The organism is Micromonospora sp. WMMD736 (genome assembly GCF_049179015.1).
Classification (GTDB): Bacteria; Actinomycetota; Actinomycetes; order Mycobacteriales; family Micromonosporaceae; genus Micromonospora.
Genome location: NZ_JBMHMI010000001.1, coordinates 2,045,038 through 2,067,223, shown reverse-complemented (window position 1 = coordinate 2,067,223; position 22,186 = coordinate 2,045,038). Strand labels below are relative to the sequence as shown.

The 22,186-nt window shown below is 71.8% G+C and carries 16 protein-coding genes; 7 read left to right on the top strand and 9 right to left on the bottom strand.

Annotated features, from left to right (window positions below; translation table 11 throughout):
• The first annotated feature begins 107 nt into the window (after window positions 1-107).
• Window positions 108-710 (top strand): response regulator transcription factor, encoded by a 603-nt coding sequence (locus ACN269_RS08720; RefSeq protein WP_421471956.1) that lies wholly within the window; start codon window positions 108-110, stop codon window positions 708-710.
• Between the two features lie 20 nt (window positions 711-730).
• Window positions 731-1,345, top strand: coding sequence for a helix-turn-helix transcriptional regulator (locus ACN269_RS08715; protein WP_421471955.1), 615 nt, complete (start codon window positions 731-733; stop codon window positions 1,343-1,345).
• A 96-nt stretch (window positions 1,346-1,441) separates the two neighbouring features.
• On the opposite strand, the gene ACN269_RS08710 is transcribed toward ACN269_RS08715, so the two are convergent.
• From ACN269_RS08710 to ACN269_RS08700, 3 genes are all read right to left on the bottom strand, one after another.
• Window positions 1,442-2,212 (bottom strand): thioesterase II family protein, encoded by a 771-nt coding sequence (locus ACN269_RS08710; RefSeq protein WP_421476233.1) that lies wholly within the window; start codon window positions 2,210-2,212, stop codon window positions 1,442-1,444.
• 365 nt (window positions 2,213-2,577) lie between these two features.
• Entirely contained in the window at window positions 2,578-3,558 is a 981-nt protein-coding gene (locus ACN269_RS08705) for a TauD/TfdA family dioxygenase (protein WP_421476232.1), read from the bottom strand.
• A gap of 44 nt (window positions 3,559-3,602) precedes the next feature.
• Complete coding sequence (locus ACN269_RS08700; RefSeq protein ID WP_421471954.1) at window positions 3,603-5,381, bottom strand: condensation domain-containing protein; 1,779 nt, start codon at window positions 5,379-5,381, stop codon at window positions 3,603-3,605.
• Between the two features lie 304 nt (window positions 5,382-5,685).
• Here ACN269_RS08700 and ACN269_RS08695 point away from each other — a divergent pair, with 304 nt between their 5' ends.
• Complete coding sequence (locus tag ACN269_RS08695) at window positions 5,686-7,137, top strand: class I adenylate-forming enzyme family protein (RefSeq protein WP_421471953.1); 1,452 nt, start codon at window positions 5,686-5,688, stop codon at window positions 7,135-7,137.
• Between the two features lie 6 nt (window positions 7,138-7,143).
• Here the strand turns inward: ACN269_RS08695 and ACN269_RS08690 are convergent, their stop codons facing one another.
• Together ACN269_RS08690 and ACN269_RS08685 are read right to left on the bottom strand one after the other, a co-directional pair.
• Window positions 7,144-10,122: a BTAD domain-containing putative transcriptional regulator gene (locus tag ACN269_RS08690; RefSeq protein ID WP_421471952.1), complete on the bottom strand. Its 2,979-nt coding sequence runs from the start codon at window positions 10,120-10,122 to the stop codon at window positions 7,144-7,146.
• A 323-nt stretch (window positions 10,123-10,445) separates the two neighbouring features.
• Window positions 10,446-10,754 carry a phosphopantetheine-binding protein gene (locus tag ACN269_RS08685; RefSeq protein WP_421471951.1) on the bottom strand — a complete coding sequence of 103 codons (309 nt, stop codon included), beginning with the start codon at window positions 10,752-10,754 and terminating at the stop codon, window positions 10,446-10,448.
• 112 nt (window positions 10,755-10,866) lie between these two features.
• Between ACN269_RS08685 and ACN269_RS08680 the strand changes: the two genes are divergently transcribed.
• On the top strand, window positions 10,867-11,541 hold the full coding sequence (locus ACN269_RS08680) for a phosphopantetheine-binding protein (protein ID WP_421471950.1): 675 nt from the start codon (window positions 10,867-10,869) through the stop codon (window positions 11,539-11,541).
• Window positions 11,542-11,772: 231 nt separating this feature from the next.
• Here ACN269_RS08680 and ACN269_RS08675 read toward each other — a convergent pair whose 3' ends face one another.
• Window positions 11,773-12,819, bottom strand: a complete 1,047-nt coding sequence (locus ACN269_RS08675) for a zinc-dependent alcohol dehydrogenase family protein (RefSeq protein WP_421471949.1) — start codon at window positions 12,817-12,819, stop codon at window positions 11,773-11,775.
• Between the two features lie 288 nt (window positions 12,820-13,107).
• Between ACN269_RS08675 and ACN269_RS08670 the strand changes: the two genes are divergently transcribed.
• Together ACN269_RS08670 and ACN269_RS08665 are read left to right on the top strand one after the other, a co-directional pair.
• Window positions 13,108-14,823 carry a hypothetical protein gene (locus ACN269_RS08670; RefSeq protein ID WP_421471948.1) on the top strand — a complete coding sequence of 572 codons (1,716 nt, stop codon included), beginning with the start codon at window positions 13,108-13,110 and terminating at the stop codon, window positions 14,821-14,823.
• A gap of 361 nt (window positions 14,824-15,184) precedes the next feature.
• Complete coding sequence (locus ACN269_RS08665) at window positions 15,185-16,213, top strand: hypothetical protein (RefSeq protein ID WP_421471947.1); 1,029 nt, start codon at window positions 15,185-15,187, stop codon at window positions 16,211-16,213.
• Window positions 16,214-16,325: 112 nt separating this feature from the next.
• On the opposite strand, the gene ACN269_RS08660 is transcribed toward ACN269_RS08665, so the two are convergent.
• The 3 genes from ACN269_RS08660 to ACN269_RS08650 are packed head-to-tail and all read right to left on the bottom strand — an operon-like array spanning window position 16,326 to window position 18,760.
• Window positions 16,326-16,787 carry a hypothetical protein gene (locus ACN269_RS08660; protein ID WP_421471946.1) on the bottom strand — a complete coding sequence of 154 codons (462 nt, stop codon included), beginning with the start codon at window positions 16,785-16,787 and terminating at the stop codon, window positions 16,326-16,328.
• Window positions 16,762-17,427 carry an RNA polymerase sigma factor gene (locus tag ACN269_RS08655; protein ID WP_421471945.1) on the bottom strand — a complete coding sequence of 222 codons (666 nt, stop codon included), beginning with the start codon at window positions 17,425-17,427 and terminating at the stop codon, window positions 16,762-16,764. The genes ACN269_RS08660 and ACN269_RS08655 overlap by 26 nt, the downstream gene beginning before the upstream one ends.
• 22 nt (window positions 17,428-17,449) lie before the next feature.
• On the bottom strand, window positions 17,450-18,760 hold the full coding sequence (locus ACN269_RS08650; RefSeq protein WP_421471944.1) for a S8 family peptidase: 1,311 nt from the start codon (window positions 18,758-18,760) through the stop codon (window positions 17,450-17,452).
• 178 nt (window positions 18,761-18,938) lie between these two features.
• On the opposite strand from ACN269_RS08650, the gene ACN269_RS08645 reads away from it, so the two are divergent.
• Window positions 18,939-21,554, top strand: a complete 2,616-nt coding sequence (locus ACN269_RS08645) for a CHAT domain-containing protein (protein ID WP_421471943.1) — start codon at window positions 18,939-18,941, stop codon at window positions 21,552-21,554.
• Window positions 21,555-22,186: the final 632 nt, after the last annotated feature.

Sequence of the window (22,186 nt, the reverse complement as noted above, 5' to 3'; positions counted from 1 at the left end):
CGACAGCGAGCCGACAGCGACTCGACAGCGACCTGTTAGTTCGTCGCGGAACCCTCCGGCCAGGACATTCCGACGCCACGCCCCGGCGTGACGACGAAGGAGGCGTGATGGGCGAACCGATGTGGGTCAACGTCATGGCGACCGACCCCGTGCTGGAGGCGGGCGTGACGAGCGCGATGCTCGGGTGCCCGGACATCGCGGTGGTGACGACGCGGGAGAAGGCGGCGGTCACGGTCCTGGTGGTCGACCATCTGGGCCAGGACGCGCTGGATTCGGTGCGGGCCGTCCGCACCGGCGCGGACCGGCCCGAGGTGGTGCTCGTCGTACCCGAGGTGGAGCCGGCTGACGCGCTGCGAGCCATCGCGGCCGGTGCGCGCGGCCTGCTTCGGCGGCGGGAGGCGACCGCGGAGCGGCTCACCCGCACCGTGCTGGCCGCGGGTGAGGGGGACTGCACGGTCTCGCCGGACATGCTCGACCGGTTGCTCGCCGCGCCGGCGGTTCCGGCCGGCGCCCTGGCCTCGAACATCAGCGACCGGGAGCGCGCGGTGCTGCGGCTGATCGCCGAGGGCCGGGAGACCGGTGAGATCGCCAAGGAGCTGTGCTACTCGACGCGAACGGTGACCAGTGTCGTGCATGACATCACGCGACGATTCCGGCTGCGCAACCGCGCCCACGCGGTGGCCTTCGCCCTGCGGGCCGGGATGCTGTGAACGGCGAACAGGAGAAGGTCATGATGGCATTGACCGCACACGTGGTGGCCCCGAACGCGACCATCCGGGCCGAGGCGCTGGCCGCGCTGCGGCGTGCCGGCGTCACACCCGTGCCCGATTCGTACGACTCACCGGACACCGTCATCGTCACGGCGGTCGACACGGTGCACGAGGCGCTGACGGCCTGCCCGGCGCTGCCGCGGTCCACGGCGCAGCGGACGCTGCTGGTCGCCGACCGCTTCTCACCGGCGGACGTGGTACGCGTACTGCGTTCGGGGACCCTGGTGATGCTCCGCTTCGCCGACGTCACGCCGAGCCGACTGGCCGCCGCGGTGCAGGCTGCCCGGGACGGGGAGGTCCGGCTGCCGCACGAGGTGCTGGTCGGGGTGCTCGGTGGCACCGGTACGCCGAACCAGGCCGAAACGTCCCGGCCAGCCGGCCGGTCGCCGCTGACGCCCCGTCAGACGAGGGTGCTCGCGTTGATGGCCGAGGGCCAGGACAACGCGATGATCGCCCGGTCGTTGCTGTGTTCCAACCACACGGTGAAGAACGTCATCTACGACATGATGGCGCGCTTGCAGGTGCGCAACCGCGCCCACGCCGTGGCCTGTGGGGTAGCGGCCGGGTTGATCTGAGTCCGTCGTCCGTGGGCGCACACCGGCGTGCGGCCACGGACGACGTGTCACGTGCGGATCAGCGGAGGCTGCGCGGGCGAGGCGACCATGCCGTCGTCACCACTCGGCTGTCCGACGGCGGTCAGCGGCTGGCATCCGGTCACCGATGACCCGCAACAGATCGGCCGGCTCGGTCGCATAGCTCAATCCGGATCCGGGCAACTCCACCAGATCGGTGTCCCCGTACGCCGACCAGCCGGCCACCACCTCCGCCTCGATGCCCTGGTCCAGCCAGCGAATCGCGGTCAGCGGACAGCGCAGCGGCGCCGGGTGGGGCACTCGATAGGCCCGCAACGCGGCCAGTTCGGCCCGGAGCGCCCGTGCGCCGGCCGCGACGATCGACGGCAGCGGGATGGTGCCCATGGCCACCGTGGTCGCCAGCACCCGCCCGGTCAGTTCGTCGTCGGTCGGTTCGGTGTGCGCCTCGCCGGCACAGCGGCTGAGGTACTGGGGTGCGGGACAGCCCGAGATGAACACGCGCAGCGGCGCCGGCGCGCCCCGTCGGTCCAGCTCGACCGCGACCTGGTAACCGAGCAGCGCGGCACCCTCGTGGCCGAACAACGCGAACTTCTCGACCCCTCGGCGCTCCAGGTCCGCCACGAGCTCCGCGGCCCGCTCCGGCAACCCCGCGGCGGGCTGGGCCGCAGACCGCGTTCCCGGTGCGTCGCGGCCCAGGGCACCCACGACCGGCGGGCGGACAACACGCCATGGGCCGACGGTGTCGGGCCATCGGTCGAACTGGAAGTCACCGTTACCGGCGCTGGGTATACAGATCAGCGTTGCGGTGCCGACATACGGAGCGGTCCGCTGGTCCAACCATGAGGCCATGAGGAGGGTCGCCTTCGTTGACGGAGAGTAGGCAATTCTTGTTGAAGCGTCGTCCCCGGGCACCTCCACACCGCTATCGCCGATCGGGTAGGCAGCGGCCGGCGAGGAAAGCGTCGTGATGGGGAGCCGAAAACGGCGGGCCATAACTTCGTTTCCGTCGGCGGCAGCCGGCACAGGAACCGACGCAGACAAGGGGTAATGAGTTGCTGGTTTCAATGGTTTCCGGTCCGCACCTGATCGTCTCCTCGGCCACGTCGGTGGTCGCTGTCGCCGGCGACACGCCGTGGGGCTGATCAGTCTCTCCCGGGCAGGCCGACGGAGGGCCGCCGCAGCGGTGTCCCTCCGTCGGTCAGGTGCCACCTTCCTCAGGAAGCCGAAAATGGTTCGGCCATCGCCACGGCGATCTTGCGTGGCCCGGTGAACGGCTCACGGGCGTGAGCCGCAAGCATGTTGTCGACGATCAGTACGTCGTCGCGCTCCCAGTCGAAGCGGCGCTGTGCGGCTCGGTAACAGTCACGCAGGTGCGCCACGACATCGTCGGGGATTCGCCCGCCGTCGCCGTAGTACGTGTTGGTGGGCAGGTCCGCCTCGTCGAACATCTCCCGCAGCCCCTCGCAGTCCTCCTCGGGCAGGGTGGTCACGTGGAAGAACGTGAGGTGGTTGAACCAGACGGTCTCGCCGGTCACCGGGTGCTGGTGCACCGCCCGGCGACGGGCCGTCGTACGCAGGCCGTTACGCCCGACCCACTGGACCTCCACACCGCTACGCGCGCAGTAGCGCTCGACCTCCGTCCGGTCGGTGGTGTTGAACGCCTGCTGCCACGGCACCCCGAAGCCCTCGGTGAAGTTGCGGACCACCGTCCAGCCGCGCCGGGTGAATTCCTCCACCACGCTCGGATCGATCGACCGTAGGATCCGGCGGGTGTCGGCCAGCGGCGTGGCGCCCTGCGTGTCGGGCGGGGTGATGCAGTAGAAGAACAGCGTCAGCGGCCAGGTCGCCTGGTACGAGTTCTCGTTGTGCAGGAAGATCTCCTCGGTCGGCGGGTAGTCCGTCGAGGTGTAGACCTGGCCCTCGATGGTGCTACGCGGTGACGACCGCTCGGCGTAGGACAGCGGAGCACCGGACACCGCCCGGACGACCCGTTCGAAACCACTGACGCTGCCGATGTCGAAGCCGCGCAGCAGGACCGCGCCGTGGGTGTGCAGCTGCCGACGGACCGAATCCCGGATCCCGGCGATCCGACTCTCGGCCGGTACGCCACCGCTGGGCGCGGTCAGCAGGGCGGGCAGTGTCGACTCGTCGTTCGATACCGCGGGTATGAGGCGTACGGGCGTGATGTTGCTCATGGTCACCGTCGGCTCCCTTCAGCGCATCTGGTGGTCGGGTCGGGTCAGCAGGGCTGCGGGTCGCCGGCTCCGACGTTCCGGCCGGATCCCTGGTGACACACGTCGAGCCAGGCAGCGGGGTCGTCGGGGTTGTCCGGGACGCGTTCGCAGATGACGTAGCGCCGTGGTGTCATCGCCGTCGGATACGCCTTCACCGCTGCCAGGCAAGCGGCGTGGGCCTGTTCGGGGGTGCGGATGGCCGCGGTCCGCGCCAGCTGAGCGACCAACGGCAGACCGTCCACCGCCGCGAAGATCCTGGCACCGGTCGACGGCAGGCTGTCGTCGAGCAACCGTTGCACCTCGGCCACCTCGATCCAGCAGCCGTCCACGAGCAGCCAGCCGGGGCCCCGCCGCACCGGGCTGAGCGGGATCGAGTCACGGATCCCTTGGGCTCCGAGGTCAGCGGACCCGGCCGCGATCAACAGGTTCTCGACCGCCAGGAGCAGCGATTCGACCTCGTCGTCGGGGATACGGCCGGTGTCGCTGCTCCAACAGCCGAGACGCAACTGTCCGTCGGTGCCGTAGAGATCGAAGCGGATCAGCGTGGTCCCAGCGGGCATCGGCTGCCGCCGCAGCTGCGTCGCGCGTCGCGCGGCGACCAGTTCATCCGGCGTGGGTACCGGTGCCGTGGCCCGTCCTGCCGCCCGACCGGACTCGATGACAAGGTTGTTGAACAACGGCTCGCAATCGAATACGACGCCCCGCTCGTGCTCGATGCGGCGTGCGATGGCGCTCTGCCGGTCCACGTCGTAACGGCCGTGCCGGCTCGCGTCGACCACAGCGGCCCACGCCTGCCGGACCAGCCGGTCGAAGGTGGTCTCACCGATCGTGAGCGTGATCGACGCGAGCTGGGCAAGGCTGCCGACGTGCTGCCGAAGGTGCGGCTCGAACCGATTGGCCGACAGGGTGGGGAGCACGAGCTCCCGTACGCCGGTCCGGTGCGACAGCACCGCGCCGATCGCCGCCAGCACGACGCTGGCGCGACTCGTCCTGGTGCGCGCCGTCACCGCTCGCAACGCCATCCCGGCTGCGGTGGAGGTCATCTCGACGGAGACCGATCCGGTGCCGGCGGCGACCCGGGGGACCGGGTACAGGCACTGCGGCATACGGGAGAACCGGTCTCTCCAGTAGCTCAGCATCGATTCCTCGTGCCGCAGGGCCTTGGGCGAACGTTCCAGCGCGGCCAGGTCCAACGGCTGGATCGGTGGGCCGCCGGCCGGTCGTGCGTCGCGGTCACGGATCAGGTCCGCGAACTCCCGCTTGATGATCTCCATGGCCTGGTAGTCGACCGCGAGGTGCGAGCAGCCGATCACCGCGGCCCGCACCACCGCGGCGGAGCTGGTGGACGCGTCACCGGAGGACACCGCGAGGGCGACCCGGACCGGCAGTTCGCCGATCCGGTACGCCCCCGCGGCGCGCAACCGCCGGGTGAGGTCCCTGGCCAGGCTGGCGCGCTCGACGAGTTGAGGGTCAGCGGCCTCGATCGCGTAGACCTCCACGACGAGCTCGCCGGTGGCCCGCACGAACTGCTGCGGCTCGACGCCGTCCAGGTAGGTCGTACGGAGTCCTTCGTGCCGCTCGATCAGGGCCGCGAGTGCTCGGGCGACGTCGTCGACCACGGTCTCGGCCGGAACGTCGAGTTCCCCCGCGACGGCCGCGAAGAACTGCTCCGACTCACGACGCAGCCACTGCAGGATGTTGTACTGGCCGATGTTGAGGGGACCCTCGGCCGATCGCGTTCCGTGGAACCGCACGGTCACCGGTGGCCGTGGGACCAGGCTCACCGATCGCCCCCGACGCCGGGGGACGCGGGTTCCGGTTGCCTGGTGGGTCCGCGTCGTCCGGGTGCTCGGCGCGGCACTGTCGAGATGCCCTGGTGAGACCATGTGCGCCAGGCTATTGAGCGCTCCACGCCGCGCAGTAGAGAAGGACCGGCAGCGACTCGCGGTTGGGGTCGTGTGCGTTGTTCTGCCGGTTGTTCTCTGCGTGCGCCGCCCCGGGCGGGCCATCATCGACCTGCGTCCATCAGGTGTGCGCCCGCCAGGTCTGCCAGGTGGATGACGACGCACTCGATTGTGGGAGGCTCGAATGAGCGTATCGATCCGTCAGCGGATCACCGATATCGCACAGATGTCGGCCGATCGGCCCGCGGTCGTCGGCTTCGACGAGGACTTCGTCGAGCAGGTACTGACGTGGCGGGAGCTGGCCGAGCGGAGCGGCCGGCGGGCGGACGCACTGGTGGACGCCGCCGCCCGGGAGACCGCTGCGGGCGTGGTCGCGATCGAGGCGAACAACACGATCCAGTCGGTGGTCGACATCGTGGCGGTCCTCTCCGCGGAACTGCCCCTGCTGCCGCTGAACCCGGCCTCACCCGTACCCGAGCGGGAGAAGCTGCTCAACTTCGTCGGTCAGACGTACGGACGGGTCCAGCTCATCGACGCCGAGGCCGACGCCGACCCGGGACGACCGGCGCGGTCACCGGCGGCGCTGGCCAGCCGGATCGCCTACCTGCTGCCCACCGGCGGCAGTTCCGGCCGGCCGAAGATCGCGATTCGGCCCGGACCACTCGGCTACGATCCGCACCAGGTGCCGTTGCCCCTGCGCCGTCGCGCCGGCTGGCGGGCCGGTCAGCGGCAACTGATTCTCGGCCCGCTGCACCACGCGGCCCCGTTCACCACGCTGCTGGACGGGCTCCTCGACGGCAACACCACAATTCTGCCGCCGTACTTCCTGCCGGCCTGGACGGTGGAGCTGGTCGAGCGCTACGCCGTGGAATGGATCCAGCTGACCCCGGCGCACATGCGCACGATCCTGATGCTCCTTGAGCCCGACCCGGCGTCCTTCGCCAGCGTGCGTACCGTGATGCACACGGCAGCGTCGTGCGACTCGTTCACCAAGAAGCGGTGGATCGAGCTGGTCGGACCGCAACACCTGTACGAGGTGTACAGCTCGACCGAGAACATCGGCGGCACCCTGGTGCGGGGAGATGAATGGCAACAGCGGCCGGGCACGGTGGGCCGGGGATTCTTCACGAAGATCAGCATCAGGGACGACGCCGGGAACCGGCTCGGCCCGGGGCAGACCGGCAAGGTGTTCATGCGCGCCGGCCGGGTCTCCAGAGGAGACGCCTACCTGGGCAACCAGGTGCTCGAAACGACGGCAGACGGTTTCGCCAGCGTCGGCGACTTCGGATGGCTCGACGCGGACGGCTATCTGTTCCTCGCCCCCCGTCGGCACGACGTGATCAACGTGGGCGGTGAGAAGGTCTACCCCAACGAGGTCGAGGCACAGTTGCTGGAACACCCCGCGGTGCTGGACGCCGTGGTGGTGGCGGCCGAGGACCAGGTGCTCGGCTCCACGGTCGGCGCCTACGTCGTGTGCCGGCCGGGAGCCTCGGTCGGTACCGGTGAGCTGATGGCGCACTGCCGGGCTGGTCTGGTCAACTACAAGGTGCCGACGCGGGTCACGTTCGTCGATCAGGTGCCGCGCTCGGCCGCCGGGAAGCTCGAACGTTGGCGGCTGGCCGGCCAGCGGGGCTGATCGCGGTCAGATCGTCACCTCGCCGGCCGGCTCGTTCCTGTTGCTCCGCGTCGTCAGCCGGCCGGCGGCCCGGCGCAACGCGCCCAGCTCGTCGATGGAACGTGAGTGCCACGGGTTGTTCTCCTGCATCGCGAACGCGTTCGCGGCCTGCACGAAGAGATGCTCCGCGGTATCGAACTCACCCCGGCCCAGGTACACCCGGCCGAGGCCGAACAGGGCGTGTGCATGAACATTCCGCTCCTGCGTCATCCGGCAGATCTCGACTGCCTCGCTGAAGTGGATCTCGGCGGCGGTGAACTCGTTCTGCTCCAACATGGCCCCACCGAGGCCGATCAGGGCGTAGGACTGGCCGATGCGGTCGTCCTGCGCCCGGGCCAGATCCAGCGCCGACTGGAAGACAGCCTTCGCGGCGAGCGACTGTTTCGAGTCGGCGAACACCTCACCGAGCCGGTACAACGCCTGGGCCTGAAGGCGCCGGTTACCCAGCTGCTCACCCAGTGCGAGCGACTCTTTCGCCAGCACCTCGGCCCGCTCCGGGGCACCGAGATCCAGGTGGCAACGCGCGAGTCCACTCAGTACGTGGGCCTGTGCGCCCAGGTCGCCGACTGCCCGGAACTTCTCCAGCGACTGCCCGTAACGCAGCACCGCCATGTCGGGTCGCCCCTGGATCCGGTCCAGGTGCGCAAGGTTGCGCAGCGTCAACGCCACCCCTGCCTCGTCGCCCACCGCATCGAACAAGCTCATCGCATGCAGCAGGTTCTCGCCATCGTCCTCGGCGTGCTGGGCTACGCCCAGCGAGCCGAGTGACGCCAACACGGCGGCCTCGCCCCGACGGTTGCCGGCCCTCCTGGTGGCCTCCAGCGCGAGGGTGTGCGTCGTACGCCACTCGGCGAACAGGCCGCGCCTCTCGTGCATGGCGACCGATACGGTGGCCAACTCCCAGCACAGTTCGTCCAGCCCCAGCTCTGCCGCCTGGCGGATCGCCACCTCCAGCGTGATGCGCTCCTCGTCGAACCAGGCGGTGGGATCGCCGAGGAAGCGGTCGAATTCGGCAGGTGCGCCGGCCCATCGGGGTGCCGTGCCGTGCAGAACCGCGAACCGCCCGCCGTAGATCCGATGATGAGCCTCCTCGGCGAAGGCGAGCAGGGCACCGAGCGATCGGGTGACCGCCGCTATGCAGGTCTCCCGGTCGTCCTGCGACAGCCGGTGCTCGCTCGCGAACACCCGCACCAGTTCGTGGAATCGGTAGCGGGGTTGCTTGGTGAGCGCGGAGAGGTGGGCCTCCAGCAGCCGAACGTCCACGAGCTCGTCGAGGAGCGCCGTGGCCTGCCGCGAATCGCAGTCCAGCAGAGCGGCCGCGGTCCAGGCGCTGAACTCGTGTAGCTCCAATGCGCTGAGCAGCCAGAACAGAGTCTGCGCCGGCGCGGTGAGGGACTCGTACACGTCAGCGAGCAGCGAGCGGACCGCGACGTCACCGTGGGACAGTTCGTCCAGCCGGGACCGTTCGTCGCGCAGTCGGTCCAGCAGGTTGCCAACGGCCCAGTGCGGATGCGCAGCCAGTCGCACCCCGGCGATCCGCACGGCCAGAGGCAGGCCACCGCACATCTCGGTCAGTGCCGCCGCGGCCTCGGGCGCCGCGGCGACCCGCTGCTCTCCGCAGATCTGGCCGAGCAGGCTGAGGCTCTCGTCGGCCGACATCATGTCGACGTCGACGACTCGGGCACCCGGGATGCCGGCGAGCCGGCGGCGACTGGTAATCAGCACCGCCGGACCTGGCACACCGGGGAGCAGGTCGGCGATCTGGTCCTCGTTGCCCACATCGTCCAGCACGATCAACAGCCGCCGCGTCGCGAGCTGGCTCCGTAGTAGGTTGATCCGCTGGCCGGGTGCGACCGGAATCGCCGCCGGGGCGACACCGAGTCCGTGCAGGAGGTCGCTGAGTACGGCCTCGGTCGAGCGTGGCTGCGTGGTGCTCCCGTAGAGGCAGGCGTACAGGCTGCCGTTGACGAACGTGGCGCGCAACAGGTGCGCGACGTGCAGGGCCAGCGAGGTCTTTCCACAGCCCGGGGCGCCGGTGATGACCGCGATCGGCACCTGTTGGGTGTCCTCGCTGGTCAGCGTGGCGGTCAGGGTTTCGACCAGCGCCGGATGGCCGACGAAGTCCGGCAGATCCGCGGGCAACTCCTGGGGACGGTGCACGCTCGTGGCGGCCTCGGTTCGCCTGTCGTCCACTTCGCCGCCGATGCTGCTGTCCTGGCTGAGGATCGCGCGTTCCAGCTTGCGCAGGTACTGGCTCGGCTCGATGCCGAGCTCGCCCACCAGGTTCTCGCGGGCCGTACGGTACGTCGCCAGCGCTTCCGCCTGCCGTCCGGACCGATACAGCGCGAGCATCCGGAACCCCCACAGGCGTTCCCGCAGGGGGTACTCCGTGGTCAACGCGACCAGTTCCTCGACCAGTTCCCGATGACCGCCCAGGCCGAGGCGGATCTCGGCGCGGTCCTCCAGCGCCATGATCCGCCGCTCCTCCAGACGGTGGGCGACGACTTCGGCGGCCCGGCCAGGCACTCCGCCCAACGCCGGTCCGGACCAGATGTCGATCGCGCGGTCCAGGTGCGTCAGCGCCTCGTCCAGCCGACCTTTGGCTGCGGCGGACCGGCCCCGGGCGAGAGCGTCGTCGAACATGAGGTAGTCGAGCTGCTGACGGTCCACCCGGATGGAGTACCCGAGCGGGCTGGTGTCGATGATCTCCGGACTGCCGAGGGCCCGGCGCAACGCGGAGATGCAGATCTGGATCTGACCCCGCGCGCTGGCCGGCGGGGAATCGTCCCAAACTGCGCCGATCAGCTTTTCCACGGTCACGACATGGTTGGCGGCCATCAGCAAATTGGCCAGTACTATACGTTGCCGCGGGGAGGTTATCGGCACGGGGGAACCATCGACCACGGCTTCCAATGTTCCGAGAACCCGGAACTCGACTCGCACCATGTCGGCCAGCATACGGTATCACGGAACGACGATCATCAATCGTTTCTTCCGGAAGTCTTTCGGGTGCCAACCGAGCGCACTCGACCGGGGCCGCAGAGCAGGGATAACGCGAGTAACCTCAATTCGTCGGGAGGCGATTTGACCGGTTACAGATCGTCTTACTGATGACCTGACGGACGAAACACCGGTAAATTCTGAACGACAGTTCGGTCGCTCGATGTCGTGAGGATCCGGCATGTCGTGTGGTTCCGGCTTGATCGGTTTGTCCGACCCGCGCAATGAGGCGGCGCTGCTTCGGTCCCGGCGCCCACCGGAGCTGTCGCTCAGCGGCGGCTGATGGGCGCGATCTGGTTGGCGACAGGGTAACCGGGCAGGGCCGACGCCAGGGTCGCGACAGTCGGCCAGTCGAACAGGGCCCGCTCCGGCAGCTGCCGGTCCAGGGCGACACACAACCTGGCCACGGCCTGCGTCGCGAGCACCGAATGGCCGCCGAGGTCGAAGAAGTTGTCGTGTCGCCCGACCTCGTCGAGATTCAGTACCTCGGCCCACACTGCGGCGATGGCCCGCTCCGTGGTACTGCTTGGCCTGTCCTCCTCCGCGAGCGACGACTGCGCATAGCTGATCTCGTTCATCGTCCATTACCCCCTAGCCGGTGACAATATGGCGTCGAACAGCGAACAGTCGCCGGTTCGCCACCCTCGGGAGAATTGTGGTTCGCTCGGCCGGGGCGGGCAAGGATGGGCAGTGAGAAGCAACGGCAGTAAACCACTTCCGGAACTTCTGCCGATTCTTCTCTGCGGTCACCCGCGCTTTCGTGACACATTGGCGACTGTTGTCAATCCGCGCCGACGGCTCGGATTGCCGCCGTTACCAAAGGAGCGGTTGATGGTTGGCTTGGCAGAGCTCGCATCCACCCTGCTGGGGCATCCGGCCGTGCGTGATGCCCGGGCGACGACGCTCCGCCACGACGATCGGGACGTCACGATCGGCGTGGTCGAGTTTTCCCAGTACGTGAGCGGGCCGGAGCTTCGTGGCTACGTGTGGAACCGGCTCGGTGTGGGCTGTGGGTTGGACGGTGTGCTGCTCGTCGACACCATGCCGCTCGCCGGCGACACGCTCGACACCGAATACGTCCGGTCCGCCGTCACCGCCGGCACGTGCACCCTGTTCGAAGGTCCGGCCGACGGCGTCGAAGAGCGGCTCCTGTCGATCTGGGCCGACACCATGAACCTCAAGTGGATTGGCGTGCACGACGACTTTCTGGACCTCGGTGGCGACTCGATTGTTGCGGTCGAGGTCCTTGCGAAGATCGAGGACGAGTTCGGCACGGCGCTGGACGTCTACGACTTCATGAGCACCTACCACATCCGCGGCGTCGCCGGCCTTCTGAGCGAGCCTGGGGTACTGCAGCAGCAGTAGTCGAGTAGGCGAGCCGCGGCACGTTCCCGTGTGTGCGGGTATGGGTTGGCCCGCAGGTCGGCGGGAGGCGCTATTCGACGAATGCGGTATGTCGCCGAGACATATTCATGTCTCGGTCTCGATTGGCGACGAACCGCCCCTCCTCGTCGTCGAACGCCGGTTCCTCGATCCCCGGACGGCACCCCGCCGGGATGGCGTCCTGGGACGTACCCCTGGCGTGCCGAGCCCCGGTCAGGGCCGGACGATGCACATCCCACCGGGGGCCGCCCGGTCCATCTCGGCCAGGGCGTCGGGCACGTCGGCGAGCCCGATGGTGCGGGTGATCAGCTCGGTGGGGCGCAGCACGCCCGCGGTGACCAGCCGGAGCAGTTCCGGGTAGGCGTGCGCGGCCATGCCATGACTGCCCCGCAGCTCCAGCTCGTACGCGATCACCAGGTCCATCGGCAGGGTCGGGCGGCCCTGAGCGGCGGGGAGGAGGCCGACCTGCACGTGCCGCCCGCGTCGGCGCAGGCTCTCGATCGAGGCGGTGCAGGTGGTGTGGCTGCCCAGGGCGTCGAGCGACAGGTGGGCGCCGCCGCCGGTCACCTCCCGGACGGCTGCGGCCACCGCGCCGGGTCCGGTGCGGGCAGCCCCGTCCAGACACACCGCGGCCCCGAAACGGCGGGCCAGCTCGAGTGCGCCGGGGGCAACGTCGACCGCCACCACCCGCGCGCCGCACGCCGCCGCGATCATCACCGCCGACAACCCCACACCGCCGCAGCCGTGCACCGCCACCCACTCGCCTGCGGCGACCCGCCCCTGAACCACGACCGCCCGAAACGCCGTGGCGAACCGGCAGCCGAGCGCCGCCGCGGCCGGGTAGCCCACCTCGTCGGGGAGCCGGACCAGATTGACGTCGGCGTGTTGCACCGCCACGTACTCGGCGAACGAGCCCCAGTGGGTGAAGCCGGGCTGCGTCTGCCGCTCACACACCTGCTGGTCGCCGGAGAAACAGGACGGGCACTGCCCGCACGCGCAGACGAACGGCACGGTGACCCGGTCGCCGGGGCGCCAGCCCCGTACACCGCCGCCGACCGCCGTGACCACGCCGGCGAACTCGTGCCCGGGCACGTGCGGCAGGCGGACGTCCGGGTCGTGCCCCTGCCAGCCGTGCCAGTCGCTGCGGCACAACCCGGTCGCCTCGACCCGGATGACGGCACCCGCGGGCGGCGGCACCGGGTCCGGCACGTCGCGGACCTCGGGTCGAGCACCGAACTCGTCGAAGATCACGGCACGCATGCGCCGCATCCTCACACGTACCGGGCGACCGCCCGACGACCACCTCGTCGACATCGTCGAGACCGGCGGTCCGGTCCGCGACGACCGCACCCGGCGTCCGTGACGACAGTGGCCCTCGACGTCGGACAGCCGGTATCCAAGTTCTCCAATTCGGGCCGCAACCTTGTAGCATGCGACGGCCGGCAGTCGGAGCGCGGCTCTGGTACGACTCGGCGGGCGGCACCGCCGGGTCGGGCGGCCGGGGCGCCGGTCAGGCCGGGGCCGGAATGAGAGAGGAACCTGCTCGGCGTGTTCCAGGAACCGGAGCGGACCCGGACGACCGGCGGAAACCCAATTGGCGGAGCGCCAGGCGCCGACCCGCCGGAGGCGTGGGACGCGGAGCTGGCCAAGGCCGTGCGGCACGTCGCCGTGCTGCGCACCGGGTTCTACGTTGTCGTGCTGTTGGTCGCGCTCGGCGGCCAGGTGTCCGGGGCGATGGAACGGCTCGGCATGCCGTGGTACGTCGCCCTTCCCGCCGTCGGGGCGTTGGAGCTCGGCGGCGTCGTGGTGCTGGCGAACGCCGACGTACGCCGCCGACTGGGCGAACCGGCGATCCTGTCTCGCGTGCTGTCGGCCGGTATCGCCGCCGCCGCGGTCGCCTTCAACTGGCTGGCGCACAGCAACCACCTCGAAGGCGGCTTCTACGCGGGCATGTCCCTGCTCGGTTACCTGGTGTGGCTGATGAACACCGAGAACCAGCGGCGGGACCGGCTGCGCGCCAGAGGACAGCTACCACCCACGACGCCGGCCTACGAACCGGTCGGGCACTGGTTGCGACACCCGTGGCTGACACGCCGTGCCCGCTCGCTGGCCAAGGCCGACCCCAGCCTCGGACTGTACGGCTCACTCGACGCGGCCCGCGCGCACCTTCGCGCCGAGCGGCGGCAGGCGGCATTGAGCAAGGTGTTGCACCGCAAGATCAGCCGAGCGTTGGACGCCACCACCGCGGACATCGCCGTAGCGGTGTACGACCTCGACGAGATCGCCCGACGGCTGGCCGAGCAGGCGGACTACGACGGGCTCACCGCGCTGATCGCCGCCGATCTGGCACCTGCGCGCGTGCTGGCCGGTAACCTGCCGGCGCGCGGCCGCCGGCGGTGGCGTCGTACCGGTCAACCCGACCCCGGCGCACTAGCCTCGGCCGCGCGGCTGCTCGCCGACCCGCCGGCCCCGGTCCCGGACGCCGACTCCGTCGCACCAGCCTCGACCGCGCGGCTGCTCGCCGACGCGCCCGCCCCGGTCACGGACGCCGCCCACGCGGCGGCCCGGGCCTCCGGCGGCCCAGCGCGGCCTGAGTCGGCCGGGGACGCCGTCCAGCAGGCAGGCGCCGCCGAGCAGGCCGGAGACGGTGCCGAGCGACCGGGATCGGAGCGTTCTCGGGCGGCGACGCCGGACCGTGCCGACCAGCAGTTGGAGCGGTCCGAGAGCGGTGGCCAGCTCACCTCGACCTCGGATCAGTCCGACCCGCCTCGCGCCTCGGACTGGGCGGCGCTGCACGCGGAAATCGCCCCACTCCTGCCGGCAGCCGCACCGCGCCGAACGCCGCGCAACACAGCAGGCCGCTCGGCCACCAGCCGGGCGGAGGCACCGTCGACCGTGGACGCGCCGGGCTCCGTCGAGGAGCCCGGCGACGCCGTGCCGCCGGCAACGACCGGCAGGGCGACAGCCATGCCGCGAACCGCGACGGGACGGGCGCGTGTCGCCCGAGTCGCCGACCGGGCGGGCGAACCAGGGCCGATCGCGTCAGCCACGCGAGAGCTGCCCCTGGTGGTCGGGCGGGATCTGCCGGACCTGGTCGACACCGCGGCCAGCCGGACCACCCCACCCGTCGCGGCCCCCGACGCCGGGGAGGGGACCAGCGAGCATCGAGCAGCTTCGCGATCGCGGCAGCGCCCGGCGGGACGACGCGGGCCCGCGACCGAGCTCGCGGACCGTCCGGCATCGGCCGAGCACCCGGTCGGCTGAAGCCGGTCGGGCGGGGTCGCCCACCAGTTGGCCGACGACGCTGCGGTGGGCGCTCCGCCAGGATGGCCTCGGCGATCGCGGCCGGGCCCTGGTGGTCGCCGCCGAAGGCTTCGCGGTCCGGGTCGAACCGGTCAGCTGAGCGGCGTCGTCGGACCGTCGAACAGCCTCGCGGTGAGTGCGGGGCGGGCCGGCGAAGGTATCGAAGTTTATCTAATTTGTCGTTCCTCGCTGCATCTGACGGTGACCGGTCGCGCCGGACGTATCAACCGTGCCGTGCCGCGCTCCTGAACAACGTCATCGCGTCGGCCCGGTAGGCGACAACGCCGGGTCGGCGGTCCCCCGACGATGGGAGAAGCCTGTCATGGGCAACGTAGGAAGACGAGTCCGCCGCTCGGCGCTGGCCGTGCTCACTGGCACGGCGCTGGCCGCCCTGCTGGCGGTCACCACGGCCGCCGCCGCGCCGGTCGAGGCGCGGCAGGACAAGGCCGCAGCGGCCCGCACCGACGTCTACATCCGGGACGTCGCCGCCGATGTCGGCGTCCAGCCCCACTCGTTCAACCCGCTGTGGGCCAGCCCCGACATCAAGGTCTGCCCGACCGCCGTCGAGTGTGCCGTCAGCCAGAACCCGATCGTCGGCGTCACCAACTACATCTTCGTCAAGCTGCGTAACCCCGGCCCGTACGGCACCGGCACCAGCAGCGGCGTGCTGCGGGTCTACCGGACGACGCCGGGTGGTGGTGCCGTCTGGCCGACGCACTGGACCCAGATCGGCGCGATGAACGTGACCGTCTTCGCCGGCACCACGACCGTGACGATCCCGTGGAACGGGGTGCCCGGACCGGGCCACTTCTGCCTGCTGGCCAGGTGGGTGTCGGCCACCGATCCGATGACCTTCGAGGGTCCGGACATCAGCACCAACACCCGCAACAACAACAACATCGCCTGGCGCAACGTCGACTCGGTGCGGCTCGTCGCGGGCGGGACTCCGGTCGTGCGGCCGTTCGCCATCGGCAACTCGCTCCGGGTGCCGACCAAGAACGACCTGGTCTTCACGCAGCCGGGGGAGCCGATCCAGGGCGTGGGCGGCCGGGTCGTCGTCGACCTCGGGCCGACCCTGTTCGAGCGGTGGCAGGCCGGCGGCAAGGTCGGCACCGGCGTACGCGAGGTCGGCAGGAACCAACTGGAGGTCGTCGAGCCGGCGAAGGCCAGCCTCGGCAACCTGCTGCTGGAACCGGGTGAGCGGGTCGAGTTCTCACTCGCCTTCGCGGCCGCGGCCGCGTCGGACAAGGAGTTCGCGCTCGACGTGACCCAGTTCGGCCCGGACGCCAGCGGGGCGGAGCGGACCGACCTCGGTGGTGTGGAGTACCTGATCAGCGTCGGGAAGCAGTAGTCCCGGCCACCAGCGGGGGTCGTGGGCCTGGGCAGCCCGCGACCCCCGTCGCCGCGCGTTCGCCGGGACGGTTCGGGCGTCCCGGGTGCGCCGGTCCCGGGTGGACGGTGGGTCAGCGCAGCGAGACCCAGGTGGTGGCCACCGAGTAGTCGTCGGTGTGGGCGTGCAGCCGGACCGGGCCGGGCGGGGGAGCGTCCAGCGAGAAGAAGCCCACCGCGTCGACCGGTGCCTCCGCGTACGTGCCCGAGGCGGTCTGCGCGGACACCCGCCCACCCCGGGGCGGGGATAGTTGACCGACGACGCCGGCGTCGGTCACCTCGATCTCCAGCGTCACCACGGCACTGCGGAACGACAGCGTCCGCGTCGACCCGGCCGACCGGGTCAGCGCCGGGGCCGCGTCGCACGCCGAGTCGAACGTCAACTCGGCGAGCGCCACCTCCGCGTCGACGTTCCGCCAGGCGAACGCCGCCCGCGCGGCGGTCAGGAACTCCTCCGGGACCGACCCGCCCTCTCGCAGCGCCGCACCCAGTTCGGCGGTCAGGGCCGCGTCATCGGCCGGCGGCAACGGCTCCATCGCGTTCACCTCCGTTCGTCCGGGTCGCGGCCGTTCCGAGGAACGGGGCGAGCGCCGGGCAGTCCCGTAGCCGGCGCAGGCACCTGGCCTGAGTCGGCCCGATGCTGCCAATCGGCACGCTCAGCCGTCCGGCGATCTCCCGGTAGCTGGCCGGCGGGTCGGCGGTCAACAGGGCCAGGAGCTGCTGGCAGCGCGGCGGCAGCTGCGCGAAGCCCTCCCGCAGCGCCTGCCGCCGCTCCGCGCGTAGCAGTTCCTCGTCGGGGGCCGCCACGTCCGCGGTGCGGGAGAAGCCATGGTACGCATCCAGCGCGTCGTCGTGCGGGTCGAAGAGCTGGGTGCGACGGCCGAGGCGGGACAGCCGGTAGCACTCGCGCCTGGCGGTGGTCGCCAGCCAGGAGGCGAGGGCCTGCGGGTCGCGTACCCGGGTCAGCTGCTCGACGAGACGCAGCCAGACGGTCTGGTTGACGTCGGCGGCGTCGGCGCGGTTCAGGTCGTACGACTGGATCACCGAGTAGACGAGCGGGGTGTACCGGTGGACCAGCTCCGCCCACGCCGACTCGTCGCCGCCCGCCGCGGCGGTCACCAGGTCGGTCGTACTCGGGCCGGTCACGGCGACGCCGTCCGCCGGCTGCTGCGGCACTGCGCGCTCGCGGCCCGCTCGCTCATCCGACGAGCACGCCGTAGTCGGGGTGCCAGCGCGGCGCCGCGAGCAGCGCCAGCCGGGCCGCGTCGGCGCTCAGGCCGTCGGCGCTCATCAGGGCGGCGAGCCGACCGGAGACGTGCGCCGCGGCGAACGAGGTACCGTCCCAGGCGGCGAAGCCGTGGAACACCCGGGTCGGCAGGCCCGGCAGCGGCAACTGCCCCTCGACGTACGTGCTGTGGCGCTCGCCGACCGCGCAGACGTCGATCCACGGCCCGTACCCGCTGTAGGTGGCCGGCACCACGCCCCCGGCGCGCTGGCTGACCGCCGCCACCGCGACGACCTGGCCCAGCGCGGCGGGCCAGCTCGGCCGGCTGGTGCCGGCATTGCCCGCCGCCGCGACCACGGCGCTCGTCGTAGGTAGCGCGGCCACGGCGTTGGCCAGGGGCAGCGACGGCCTGTCGTCCTGGGTGAACCCGCCCAGGGACAGGTTGACCACCGACACCGTCGGCGCGAGGCGGGCCATCGCGGCGACCACCGACGCCTCGTCGCCAAGGCCGGTGGCGGTCAGCGCCTGCTCCGGGTCGACCTGGACCCCGGGCGCGGCCTGCCGCACCACCCCCGCGACGAAGGTGCCGTGCCCGCCCTGCAGGGCGAGCACGTCGGTGTGCACGTAGAGCGGGTCCTCGTCGTCGACCTCCGGCAGGTACGCCCCGCCGAGCCACTGCGGGTGGTAGCCGCCGGCCTGCCGCCACATCCCGGTGTCGCAGATCCCGACGGTCACCCCGGTGCCCTCACCCGCCCGGGCCGGGTCCGGCGGCGGCAGCGCGGCAACCGTCACGGGTGGGCTGCCCGGGTTGCCCATGATGTTGCCGCAGCCCAGCAGCACGTGGTGCGGCTGCACCTTCGGCACCGGCCGTCCCGGCCACTGTTGGGGGTCGCGCAGCTTGGTCACCAGCGCGGGAACGTCGGTCTCCCGGTCGAAGAGCAGCCGGGTGACCCCGGCGAAACCGTCGCCCACGGCCACCACCTGGCCGCGGGCACGCAGCCAGGCGGTGACCCGCTGGGCGTCGGCGTCGGCGGCGAGCAGCTGCCGTGGCCGGTAGAGGAACTCCCGGCCCGGTGTGGTGTGCCGACGCACGTTCTTGTCGGCGGCCAACGCCTCGTCGAAGGCGCGCTGGTAGGCGGCGTCGTCCGCCCCGTCGGCGCGGGCCGGGGCCGCACGGGACCCGGCGGCGAACGACGCTACGGCGGCCAGCGCGGACGCGGCCAGCAGTCGCCGTCGGGACAGTTGGCTGGCCGAGCGCGGCGCGGCGGGATGGTCAGGCGACACGGGTCCTCCATGCGGTCGGCAGAAGCGCCCGCCACTGGCCGGCGTGGCCACGTTCCCGGGTGTCGTCGATTCTTCCAAAGCATAGTCACGTGTCAATGCCGTTAATGATGGATGCAGATTCCCGACAGGCTCGCACAGACATTGACGGCTGGGCATCGGTTCGGGGACTCTGTGGAGCATGCCCGACAGCACCGGTTCCGGTGCCGGCACGGCCCAGGCGGCGCTCGACGCCGTCCAGCGCTACCCGCGCGAGGCGATCACGATCGCCCAGCGGGTGCTGGCCGCCAGGCCCGCGGCCGGGGCCGACGAGCGTTCCACCGCCGAGCGGGCCGTCGGCTTGGCCCTGCGGGAGCTCAACGACCTGCCCGGCGCGCTGCGCCACCTGCGCCGCGCGGTCCGGGCCGCCGGCACGCCCCGGACCCGAGCGTTGGCCCGGATGAGCCTGGGCTACGTGCTGGCCAACGCCGGCCACACCGCAGCGGCGCTGCGCGCGGTGACCGCCGCGCTGCCGCAGCTCGTCGGTGCCGACGCGGGGCGGGCCCGGATGCAGCGGGGCGTGGTGCTGCACTACCGAGGTCGTTACGACGAGGCGGTACGCGACTACGGCTTGGCCGTCGACATCGCCCTGCGCGAGGGTGATCTGTTGCTGGAGGCGCGGGCGCGTAACAACCGGGGGCTGCTCAACGCCCACCGGGGCGCCGTCGGCGGCAGCGACGACGACCTGTCCCGCGCGGCAGACGCCTTCCAACGGCTGGGCCTGGACCTCGCGGCGGCCGACGCCCGGTGGAACTGCGGCATCGCGGCCGGCCAGCGTGGCGACATCGCCGGGGCGCTGCGCTGCTTCGCCACCGTCGACGAGGAGTACCGGCGGCTCGCCGTACCCCGGCCGGCGCTGCTGCTGGACCGCGTCGAGCTGCTGCTGTCGGTGCCGCTGGTCGACGAGGCGGTGGTGGTCGCGACGGCGGCCGTCCGGGAATTGCGGCGTCGGGGCATGGCTTCCGACCTTGCCGAGGCGCTGCTGGCCCGGGCCCGCGCGGCGCTGCTCGCCGCGGACCTGGACACCGCGACCGAGGCCGCCGCCGCGGCCCGGGCCCGGTTCCGTCGCCAGGGCCGGCGCACCTGGGCCGTCTTCGCTCGGCACGTCGAGCTGCGCGCCGAGTACCGCCGGGGTACCCGCTCGGCGCCTCTGTTCACCGCCATGGCGCGTACCGCCGACCAGCTCGACGCCACCGGGTGGCCGGGTCCGGCGCTGACCACCCGGATCGAGGCCGGTCTGGTGGCCGCCGCGCTCGGGCGGCCAGGCCGGGCCCGGAACCTGCTGGAGATAGCCGCCCGGGCTCGCCGTCGCGGCACAGCCGACCGGCGAGCACAGGGCTGGTACGCCCTGGCCCTGTCGCGCCGGCTCGGTGGGGATGAACCCGGGGCCGCCCGGGCGCTACGCCGCGGGCTGGCCGTACTCGACCGGCACCGCATGTCGCTCGGTGCCACGGAGCTGCGTGCCCACAGCGGAGCGTACGGTCAGGAACTGGCGGCCGAGGGCCTCGACATCGCGGTCCGGGCGGACGCGCCGGCGCGGGTCCTGGCGTGGGCGGAGCGGTGGCGGGCCAACGCGCTGCGGGCCCGGCCTGCCCGGCCCCCGGCCGACCCCGAGCTGGTGGCGGCGCTCGCCGAGCTCCGACTGGTCAGCGGCCTGCTCGAAGACGAGGTGCTGGCCGGCCGCCCGGCAACCGCCCTGCGCGGTCGGCAGGCCCGGCTGGAGCAGCGCATCCGGGACCTGGCCCGGCGGGCGCCCGGTGGCGGCGCCGTGCTGGCCCCGCCCGGGGTGGGCGCGCTGGCTGCGCGGCTCGGCTCCCGGGTGCTGGTCGAGCTGGTGGCCCACGGCGACCGGATCCGGGCGGTGCTGGTCCGCGACGGTCGGGCCAGCCTGCACGACCTGGGTCCGCTCGCCGCCGCGGCGGACCTGGCCCGCCGGCACCGGTTCGCCCTGCGCCGGCTGGTCACCACCGGCGACGCGGCCGCCGCGCGGGCGGGGGCCGTTCACGCCGCGGCCGCCCTGGACCGGCTGCTGTTCGCTTCGCTGCGACGGCGGCTGGCCGACCGGGCCCTGGTGATCGTCCCGGTCGGGGCGCTGCACGCGGTGCCCTGGTCGGCGCTGCCCACCTGTGCGGGGCGTCCGGTGACCGTCGCCCCCTCGGCCACCGCCTGGCTCGGGGCGGACCGGCGGGAGCTGCCCACCGGGCCGCCGGTCCTGGCCGCCGGCCCGCGCCTGCCGGCCGGGCACACCGAGGTATGCCGGCTCGCCCAGGTCCTGCCCGGCGCGCGGCCGCTCACCGGGCCCGACGCCACCACCGCGGCGCTGACCGCCGCGCTGGACGGGGCGGGGTTGGTGCACATCGCGGCCCACGGCACGTTCCGCGCGGACAATCCGCAGTTCTCCACCCTGGAACTGGCCGACGGGCCGCTGTTCGCCTACGAGTGGGAGGCGGTCGCCCGACCGCCCGGCTGCGTGGTGCTCTCCGCCTGTGACTCCGGCCTGACCGGGCTACGCCCCGGCGACGAGGTCATGGGGTTCACCGCGGTGCTCCTGGCGCTCGGCACCCGGTGCCTGATCGCGACCGTGTTGCCCGTGCCGGCCGAGCCCACCACGGCACTGATGCTGGACCTGCACGCGCGGATGCGGGCGGGCGCCGGCCCGGCGCGAGCCCTCGCCGACGCGCAGCGGGCGTTCGGTGCGGCGGGCGACGGTCCCGCCCAGGCCACCGCTGCCGCCTTCGTCTGCTTCGGTGCTGGCTGACCGGAGCAGAAGCGGTCGCTCAGCCGACAGGCGGTCCCGAGCCGGCGCGGCGCCCGGACGGTGGTTCTACAGCCGCAGGTAGCCGTCATGTCGACGTGTGCGGAACTGTTCCGGACAGCTCAGACCCTTCCCCGCAGCACCAACCGCCGGCCAGGCTTACCGCCAGAACACCCAAGGTGCGCGGTGCTCCGGAGCACCGCGCACGCGGTCCTACCGCGACTCAGAACTTGTTCTTGGTGGCACGTTTGGCCGCACACACTGACTGACCGCGCGGCCGGATGTCATCGACGCCGGCCGGGCCGGATTGCCGCGCCTGCCAACCGCCGTCGCCGGTCCATCCGCCCTTGACGAGCCCACCGCCTGAGCATCGACCGCCGCCGAAGGGGACGGCACGCTACGGGCCGGATCAGAGCACGACCACCCCACAGTTCCTACCGCTGTTCTCGGTCTGGGAACTGCGGGGTTCCGATCGCGTTGGGCAGGCCAGCGCGAGTGATGTAGGGAGGCTTTGTGGTAAAGGAAAGTTGGGGCCGGCTCCGCCGGTTAGCGGCGACGATCGGGTTGATCGCCGCAGTTGCGACACCGGTCGTGGTGCTGCCGGCCAATCCGGCAAGCGCCGCGTCCACGGTGGT